This window comes from Streptomyces sp. DvalAA-14, from assembly GCF_900091855.1.
In the GTDB taxonomy this organism is placed as follows: Bacteria; Actinomycetota; Actinomycetes; order Streptomycetales; family Streptomycetaceae; genus Actinacidiphila.
The window spans coordinates 1-8,678 of record NZ_FMCH01000426.1; the positions used below are offsets into that span (position 1 = coordinate 1).

7 protein-coding genes are annotated in these 8,678 nt (G+C 71.4%); 4 read left to right on the plus strand and 3 right to left on the minus strand.

The features are described from left to right. Positions 1-121: 121 nt before the first annotated feature. Positions 122-1,582 carry an MFS transporter gene (locus tag GA0115240_RS22910; protein ID WP_093739165.1) on the minus strand — a complete coding sequence of 487 codons (1,461 nt, stop codon included), beginning with the start codon at positions 1,580-1,582 and terminating at the stop codon, positions 122-124. 219 nt (positions 1,583-1,801) lie between these two features. Here GA0115240_RS22910 and GA0115240_RS22915 point away from each other — a divergent pair, with 219 nt between their 5' ends. The 3 genes from GA0115240_RS22915 to GA0115240_RS22925 all read left to right on the plus strand — a co-directional run bounded on the left by GA0115240_RS22915 (position 1,802) and on the right by GA0115240_RS22925 (position 4,983). Further along, complete coding sequence (locus tag GA0115240_RS22915) at positions 1,802-2,785, plus strand: DUF1702 family protein (RefSeq protein WP_093739167.1); 984 nt, start codon at positions 1,802-1,804, stop codon at positions 2,783-2,785. A gap of 83 nt (positions 2,786-2,868) precedes the next feature. Then, entirely contained in the window at positions 2,869-4,155 is a 1,287-nt protein-coding gene (locus tag GA0115240_RS22920; RefSeq protein WP_093739173.1) for a cytochrome P450, read from the plus strand. Positions 4,156-4,230: 75 nt separating this feature from the next. Further along, positions 4,231-4,983 (plus strand): SDR family oxidoreductase, encoded by a 753-nt coding sequence (locus GA0115240_RS22925; RefSeq protein WP_093739175.1) that lies wholly within the window; start codon positions 4,231-4,233, stop codon positions 4,981-4,983. On the opposite strand, the gene GA0115240_RS22930 is transcribed toward GA0115240_RS22925, so the two are convergent. Beyond that, the gene (locus GA0115240_RS22930; RefSeq protein WP_107407198.1) at positions 4,984-6,378 is read right to left on the minus strand and encodes an FAD-dependent oxidoreductase; all 1,395 of its coding nucleotides are present in this window, start codon (positions 6,376-6,378) and stop codon (positions 4,984-4,986) included. Positions 6,379-6,624: 246 nt separating this feature from the next. Then, positions 6,625-6,909 carry a hypothetical protein gene (locus GA0115240_RS22935; protein WP_141708935.1) on the minus strand — a complete coding sequence of 95 codons (285 nt, stop codon included), beginning with the start codon at positions 6,907-6,909 and terminating at the stop codon, positions 6,625-6,627. Between the two features lie 335 nt (positions 6,910-7,244). Between GA0115240_RS22935 and GA0115240_RS22940 the strand changes: the two genes are divergently transcribed. Beyond that, positions 7,245-8,678 (plus strand): MFS transporter (locus GA0115240_RS22940; protein WP_176725149.1); only part of this gene is annotated, 1,434 nt, incomplete at its 3' end.

The window sequence follows — 8,678 nt, forward strand, 5'->3', positions numbered from 1 at the left end:
ACGAACCGGCGCGACGGGGGCGCTGAGGTCGGTCCCGCCGCGGCCGTACCCGTCCCCCACGCGGACGAAGACGCCCCCTCGGACGAGGGGGGCGTCGGCAGCTCCCGGCCGCCGGCCGCCGTCAGCCGATGCCGGGGCTGACCCGGGCGGCGGCGTCGGGCTCCGGCAGCACCGGTCCGGTGGCCGGGTCGGCCCGGGGCGGGCGGCGGACCCCCAGCGCGACCAGGCCGGCCAGCACGCTCACGCCGGCCAGCACGTACCAGCCGTCGCGGTAGGCGTGCACCGCGCCGCGGAGGCTGTGCGGGGTTCCGAGCACGCCGACGAGGACGGCCACACCGAGCACGGCGCCGATCTGCCGGGCCATGGTGATGACGCCCGCGCCGGTGGCGAGGCGCTGGGGCGGCAGGGCGGTGGCGCCGGCCGCGGTGAGGGTGGGCAGGCAGAGCCCGACGCCGACGCCGCCGATCAGGAAGCCCGGCAGCATCGCGCTCGCGTAGTGCGGCGTCGAACCGACCGCGAGCGGCCACCACAGGATGCCGGCCCCGAAGAGCACATTGCCGACCGCCGACACCGGGCCGGGACCGAAGCGCTTGGCCAGCGGGCCGGAGACGACGGCGAGGGCCGGCACCATCAGCGGGCCGGGAGCCAGGGCCAGTCCGGTGCGCAGCGCGGAGTAGTGCCAGACGTCCTGGCACCACAGCGCCGAGGAGAGGGTGACCCCGGCGAAGGCCAGGGTGAACAGCAGCATCGAGGCGCTGGCCGTGCTGAACCGGCTGTTGCGCAGGATGGCCATCTCGACGATCGGCGCCGGGTGCCGCCGGGACTGTGCCAGGAAGCCGGCCAGCAGCAGCAGCGCGACGGCGAAGCTGCCCAGGGTGCGCGGGTCCCCCCAGCCCCACTCATTGCTCTTGACCAGTCCGAGGGAGAGCGCGCCGATGGACAAGGTGACCAGCGCGGCGCCGGCCAGGTCCGGTCCGGCGCCGGAGCGGTCGGAGGCCACCTTCGGCAGCACCCGCGCGCCGACGACCAGCGCCACCACGCCGATCGGCACATTGATGATGAACACCCAGCGCCAGCTGGCCTGCACCAGCACGCCGCCCAGCACCGGCCCGAGCGCCGCGGCCACGCCGCCGACCGCGCTCCACGCCCGGACCATGCCGGCGCGGCGTGCGGGCGCGGTGACCTCCAGCATCAGCGCGAGCGAGGTCGGCAGCAGGGCCGCCGCGCCGACCGCCTGGATGCAGCGGGCCGCGACCAGCCAGCCGACTCCGCCGGCCACCGCGCACATCGCGGATCCGGCGGTGAACAGCGCCAGGCCGAGTTGGAAGCCGGTCCGCTGCCCGTGCCGGTCCGCGAGCCGGCCGGCCACCACGAGCAGGGCGGCGAACACGATGGCGTAGGCGTTGAGGACCCAGGACAGGGCGCCGAGCGATGCGCCGCTGAGATCGCGGCCGATATCCGGAAGCGCCACGTTGACCACAAAGAGGTCAACGTTGGACACAAAGACGGCGACAAATATGGTGGCCAGGACCGCCACCTTGGGAACCGGTCTGACCGGTTTACGATTTCCAGTCTCCACCATGCGGATCAGGCTAGCTCCAAGGTTTTTTCGCCGGTAGTCGCGATCGTGCCCGGATATCGCCGGGGCGCCGATTCAGCAATTTGACGGAAGTCGCCGGACGTTCGGCCACCGGGGCCGGACCGACCGGAATCCACGGGCAATTTCGGAGTAGTCGTCCGGCCGGTGGAACTGCGACGATCAGCAACACAATTGCGCCGGTCGAAAGCCCGGAAGGAGACCATGGTGACCAGTCCCCTGCGTTCGCTCAGGCGTCGCGTTCTGACACCCAATGATTCCGAGACAGAACTCTCCGTGCGCGGCTTCCATGTGAAGGACGCCCCGGCGCGCGAACTCCTGGAGACGGTGGGCCGCACTTTTCTGCGCGGTTACGCCTACGCGGCCGAGGCCCGCGAACCCGTCGAGGCCGAGGAGCGGCTGGAGGAACTGCCGACCCGGTTCCGCGGTTTCGGTTACGAGGGCGCCGCGATGGGGTTCGCGGTGCGCGACGGCCTGCCGTTCGGCCGGCACGACCTGGTCGAGACCTTCCTGCGCGGCCGCGGCAAGGACCACGTCTACATGGTGTACGTGGGCGTCGGCTGGGCGATGGCCCGGCTGCCGCGGTTCCGCTGGCCGGTGGTCAATGTCACCGATCCGCTGCTGCGCTGGCTCGTCCTGGACGGATACGGCTTCCACCAGGCGTACTTCAAGACCGAGAAGTATGTGCACCAGCACTACCGGGAGCCGGCCTTTCCCTGGCCCGCCGAGGGCCCGCGCTGGTACGCCGACCGGGCCATCGACCAGGGCATCGGGCGTGCGCTGTGGTTCATCGGCGGGACCGACCCGGTGGAGGTCGCGCAGCTGATCGACCGCTTCCCCGAGCCCCGGCACGAGGATCTGTACAGCGGCGCGGGGCTGGCCGCGACCTACGCCGGCGGCGTCACCGAGCAGGAGCTGCGGACCTTCCGCGACCGGTCCGGGGCGCATCTGCCGCTGGTCGCGCAGGCCAGCGCGTTCGCCGCCACCGCCCGGTACGAGGCCGGGCTGCTGGTGCCGCACACCGATCTGGCCACGCAGGTGCTGTGCGGTATGTCCGCGGTGGCGGCGCACAAGCTCAGCGCGGCGGCCAGGCCGGTGCCGCCGTTCTCCGGGGAGGTGCCCGCCTACGAGGCGTGGCGGCAGCGGATCGCGATGCGGTTCGTGTCGGTCGGGGAGGCCGGCCGGTGACCGCCGTGGAGACCGGGCCGCCGCTGGGCGGGCTGGAACTGCCCGGGCCGCGCCGCCGGGAGGCGCCGGCCCTGCTGCGCCGGATGGCCAGGAACCGGTTGGAGGTCATGACGCAGGTCGCGGCGCGCTACGGCGACGCGGCCCGGCTGCCGCTCGGACCGAAGACGCTGTACTTCTTCAACAGCCCGGAGCACGCCAAGCACGTACTGGCCGACAATCCGGGCAACTTCCACAAGGGCATCGGTCTGGTGCATGCCCGCCGGGTGCTGGGTGACGGGCTGCTCACCAGCGAGGGTGAGCTGTGGAAGAGCCAGCGCCGCACGATGCAGCCGGTCTTCCAGGCCAAGCGGATCAACCTGCAGCTCAACGCGGTGGCCGACGAGGCCGAGCGGCTCGCTGAGCGGCTGCGCGGGCACATCGGCCACGGCTCGGTGGATGTGCGCAAGATGATGACCGAACTCACGCTGGGGGTGCTCGGCCGTACGCTGCTGGCCACCGACCTGAGCGAGTACGCCTCGATGGGCGACGACTTCGAGGCCGTGCAGAACCAGGCCATGTTCGAGATGATGTCGCTGAACGCGGTGCCCGGCTGGGTGCCGCTGCCCCGCCAGACGAAGTTCCGGCGGGCGCGCCGCAGCCTGGAGGACGTCGTCGCCCGGCTGCGCGCCGAGCGGCTGGAGCATCCCACCGCGGCCGGGGACGACGTGGTGTCCCGGCTGATCCAGGCGACGAACGACGAACCGGACCGGGCGATGGCGATGACCCGGATGCGCGACGAGCTGGTCACCTTGCTGCTGGCCGGCCACGAGACGACCGCGTCCACGCTGAGCTGGGCATTCTACTTGATCGACCGTCATCCGGAGGTGGCGCGGCGGCTGCACGAGGAGGCGGCCGCGGTGCTGGGCGGCGGGCCGCTGTCGCTGGCGGACCTGCACAGCCTCACGTACACCACCCGGGTTCTCGAAGAAGTGATGCGGCTGTACCCGCCGGTGTGGATCCTGCCCCGGCTGGCGCAGGAGGACGACGAGATCGGCGGCTACCGCGTGCCCTCGGGCGCCGACGTGCTGATCTGCCCGTACACCCTGCACCGGCACCCCGGCCACTGGGACCGCCCCGACGACTTCGACCCGGACCGCTTCGAGCCGGCCAGGTCCGCCGGCCGCGCCCGGTACGCGTACATCCCCTTCGGCGCCGGACCGCGGTTCTGCGTCGGCAACAACCTGGGCATGATGGAGGCCACCATCGTGCTGGCCACCGTCGCCCGGGACCTGCGGCTGACCGCGGTCAGCGGCTACCGGGCCCGCCCCGAACCGATGCTGACGCTGCGTATCCGCGGCGGGCTGCCGATGACCGTGCATGCGGCCGGCTGATCTCCGGTCCCGATGAATTTCGCCGCCGACCGGGGTCTTTATTGGTGAGGCACATCAACGAACGAGGAGATGTCCATGTCACTATCCGAGATCGCCGGCTCCACCGTGATCGTCACCGGCGCCAGCCGCGGCTTCGGCCGCGGCACCGCGACGGCGCTGGCCGGAGCCGGCGCCCGCGTCGTCGGACTGGCCCGGGACGGTGACGCCCTGGAGAAACTGGGCGGGGAGTTGGGCGACTCCTTCATCGGGGTGCGCGGTGACGCCACCGACCCCGAACTGGCCGCCGAACTGCTGGTCCGCTACGAGCCGCGCACCGTGGTGCTCAACGCCGGGGCCAACCCGGTCACCCGGCCCATTCAGGAGCAGACCTGGGACACCTTCCGCAACAACTGGGAGGTGGACGTCCAGCAGGTGTTCAACTGGGTCAGGGCCGCGCTGCGCCAGCCGCTCGCCCCGGGCAGCACCGTGGTGTCCTTCTCCAGCGCCGCGGCGCTGCGCGGCTCGCCGCTCAGCGGTGGCTACGCGGGGGCCAAGGCCACCGTCCGGTTCATCTCCGCCTACGCGGCGGCCGAGTCGCAGGACCACAAGCTGGGCATCCGCTTCCTGACGGTGCTGCCGATGCTGTCCCCGGCGACCGATCTGGGCGCGAACGGGGCGGCGGCCTACGCCGCCGCCCAGGGCATCACCACCGAGGCGTTCGTCCGCGGGATGGGGACGATCCTGACGCCCGAGAAGGTCGGTGAGGCGATGGTGGGCCTGGCCGCGGATCCGGGCCTGACCCACCTCGCCTACCTGCTGATGCCGGACGGGCTGAAGCCCGTCCAGTGATCAGGCCGTTGTGGAGGCGTCGCTCCGGACCGAGGCGTCAACCGGTTCCGGAGCGGAGCCGGTGACGGGTGTGCCCCGACCGCGCAGCACCCGCAGCATCACCGCCGGCGTCATCAGCGACTCGGGCGGTGCCACCAGGCCGGCCGTCCGCAGGAACGCGGCGGCGAGTGTGCCGTCGGTGCTCGCGGCGACCTGGAGTCGGGGAATGAACGCGTTGCCCATCCGGACCTTGAGGGTGCGCCTGCCCTCGGTGGTGGGAAATCCGAGGTCGGCGCCGGCCGACATCTCCCAGGGCGCCTTGATGGTGCGGGCCACCGCGCGCAGATAGGCCCGCGGGTCGGGTTCGCCGTCGCGGCTCAGGTGCTCGCGCAGCAGGTGTGCCTCCATCGCCGCCACCGTCATGCCCTGGCCGTAGACCGGGTTGAAGACGCAGGCGGCGTCGCCGATCAGCAGCAGTCCGGCGGGGAAGCGGGGCATCTTCTCGTAGTGGCGCCGTACGCTCTGCGGGAACTGGAAGGTGACCGGGTCGGCGAGGAACTCGGCGTCCCTGACGGCCCGGTAGATCTCCGGGGCCGGCAGCGATTTGACGTAGGCGAGGAACCCGGCCCGGTCGGTGGGCGGGCGCTCGCCGGCGATGCCGGTCAGGGAGACCGAGTGCCGGTCGGGGAGGCGGGCGTAGATGGCGCCGCGCGGTGTGCCGGGGGTGGCGACGGGGATGCTGGCCAGGTCGTCGCCGAGTTCGTCGGCCTCGCGCTCGACCCGGAAGTCGCCGGTGGTGTAGGTCAGACCCATCTTGACCCGCTCCTCCTGTACCGCCGGGTAGCCGAGCTCCTCCAGCCAGCGGGCGGTGCGGGAGCCGCGGCCGGTGGCGTCCACCACCAGGTCGGCTGCCAGCACCTCCGGTTCGGAGCCCTCCTGCTGCCGCTGGACCCGGGCGCCGACGACGCGGGTGCCGCCGGCGTCGACCAGGCCGAGGATGTCGGTGCGCTCCATGAAGGAGACGCCGGGCAGCGCGGTGACCCGGGCCCGCAGCCGGGCCTCGAGCAGCGGACGCCCGGCACCGACGCAGATCAGCCCGGTGGGCACCTGCTTGAGCATGCGGCCGTCGAAATACCAGCGCAGATGCTCGCTGAAGTCGCCCACCGGGGCGCCGTGGTCGGCCAGTTCGTCGGTGAAGCCCGGGAACAGCTCCTCCAGGATCTGCTGCCCGCGGGCGAGCAGCGCGTGGATATGACCGCTCTGCGGTACGACGCGGCGGGCCCCGGTGACGCCGGCCAGCACGTCCCGGTCCACCACCAGTACCTCGCGGTACGTCTCGCTCAGTGCCCGGGCCGCCAGCAGCCCGGCTATGCTCCCGCCCAGTACGACGGCACGCTCCCTTATCCTGTCGCCCACCGTGGTCTCCTTTGAGGAATGTGCGCCGAATCGAAGTGCGGAAGAAACTCCGCAATTCATCGTAATGTTCAGGCCACGGTGGCCATTTCTTCACACGTGCTCGTTTCGGGCATCCGCCGCGATGTCACGCTTCGGCCGGAAACCAGGAAACCGGGAAAATCGAGAAAACCGGGAAACCGAGGAACCGGGAAACAGCGCGGCCCCGGTCCGTGGGACCGGGGCCGCCTCCTGCTCGAGCCGGTCGGGTCAGGCCGACAGGTGGTTGTGGATCGGGACGACGGAGACCTCCGGCAATTCGGTGATCCCGGCCTTGGCCGCGGCGGGGCCGACCACGTCTCGGGTGAACGCCTCGAATTGATCGGGCGATTCCCAGATCTCAGTGATCCGGATTCCGCCGTCGATGGCGGTGGCGAAGTGGAAGAGTTCACCGGGGGCCGCCGCGCCGCCCGGAGTGAAACCCATGTCGGCGAGCGCCTGGTCGTACTGGTCCAGTGTGGCGCCCTGGAAAGTCATCACTGCTGCTATGGGCATAGGTGATCCCGCCTTTCGGGGTCGGATTCCGTCGCGCGACGGGCCCGCCGTGACACACCATCACGCCGCGCCGCTACGTGGCCTAGAGCATGCGGGAGCGGTCCGCCCGGCGGCTTCTCCGGTCGTGCTGTCCCGGGCGCCGCCCGGCGCGCGATGAGTTTCCCGGTCCGGCGAGGTCTTTATTCCTGAGGGTCGCGTCCGCCGCACGCCCGCTGCGAGCGGGTGGCGTGCGGGGCGTCGACCTGTTCAGCACAGATGTGTGCGGGTCGGCCGGCGGCCGAACGCATCGGCGCCGGGGGCCTGGTTGCTGCCTCGGCCGAACTGGAGGGTTCCAGATGTCAACAAGCACGGAGGCGTCCGCTCCTCCCACAGGGGTGGTGGCGACGCTGATTCTCGCCTCGCTCGGTGCTTTCCTCACCTCGCTCGACGTGGTGGTCGTATCGACGGCGCTGCCGACGCTGCAGACCCACCTGCACGCGAGCCTGTCGGACCTCGAATGGACGATCAACGGTTACAACCTGGCCTTCGCCTGTCTGATGCTCACCGGCGCCGCGCTCGGGGACCGGTTCGGCAAGCGGAACATGTACGTGCTCGGCGTCGGCGTGTTCACGCTGTCGTCGATCGCGTGCGCGCTGTCCGACTCCTCGGGTTCGCTGATCGCGGCCCGGGTCGTGCAGGGCGCGGGCGCGGCCGTCGTCCTGCCGCTGACGCTGTCCTTGATCAGCGACGCGTTCCCGCTCGAGAAGCGCGGCGCGGCGATCGGCATCTGGGGCGGGATCACCGGCCTGGGTGTGGCGGCCGGCCCGGTGCTGGGCGGTCTGATCATCCAGGACATCGCCTGGCAGTGGATCTTCTGGATCAATGTGCCGGTCGGTGCGGCGGTCATCGTGCTGTCCCTGCTGATGCTCAAGGACACCCGCGGCGGGCGGCCGCAGCTGGACCTGGTGGGCGTGGGTCTGATCTGCGCCGCGTTGTTCGCCCTGGTGTGGGCGCCGGTCCGGGCGCCGTCGATCGGCTGGGGCGACCCCGAGGTGATCATCGCACTGGTCGTCGGCGCGATCTTGATGACGGCCTTCCTGTCCTGGCAGCGGCGAGCACGCCATCCGATGCTGCCGCTGGCGTACTTCTCCAGCCGCGGCTTCTCCACGGCCAACGGAGTCGCTTTCTTCCTGTCGTTCTCGCTCATCGGCTCGCTGTTCATGATTACCCAGATGTTCCAGATCGGGCTGGGCTACAACCCGTTGCAGGCGGGCCTGCGCATCCTGGTGTGGACCGCCATGCCGATGCTCATCGCCCCGCTGGCCGGCGGCCTGTCCGACAAGATCGGCAACAAGCCCTTCATGATGTTCGGTCTGCTGCTCCAGGGCGGCGGGCTGCTGTGGCTCGCGCTGGCCTCCAAGCCGGATGTCAGCTACGGGACGCTGGTGGGCCCGCTGATCGTGGCGGGCATCGGCATCGCGATGGTGTTCCCGACCGTGGCCAACGCCGTGGTGGGTTCGGTGCCGATCATCGATTCCGGCGTGGCGGCCGGCACCAACAACACGGTGCGTGAGGGCGGCGGCGTCTTCGGAGTCGCCGTGCTGGCCGCGGTGTTCGCGGCCCAGGGCGGCTACAGCTCCCCGGCGTCCTTCATGCACGGCTTCCGGGCCGCCGAGATCGTCGCCGCGGTGGTGGCGATCGCCGGAGCCGGGGTCGCGGCGCTGGCGCCCAACAAGCAGCAGGCGGACGCGGCGAACCCGAACGCGGTGGCCGCCGCGCCCACCCTTCAG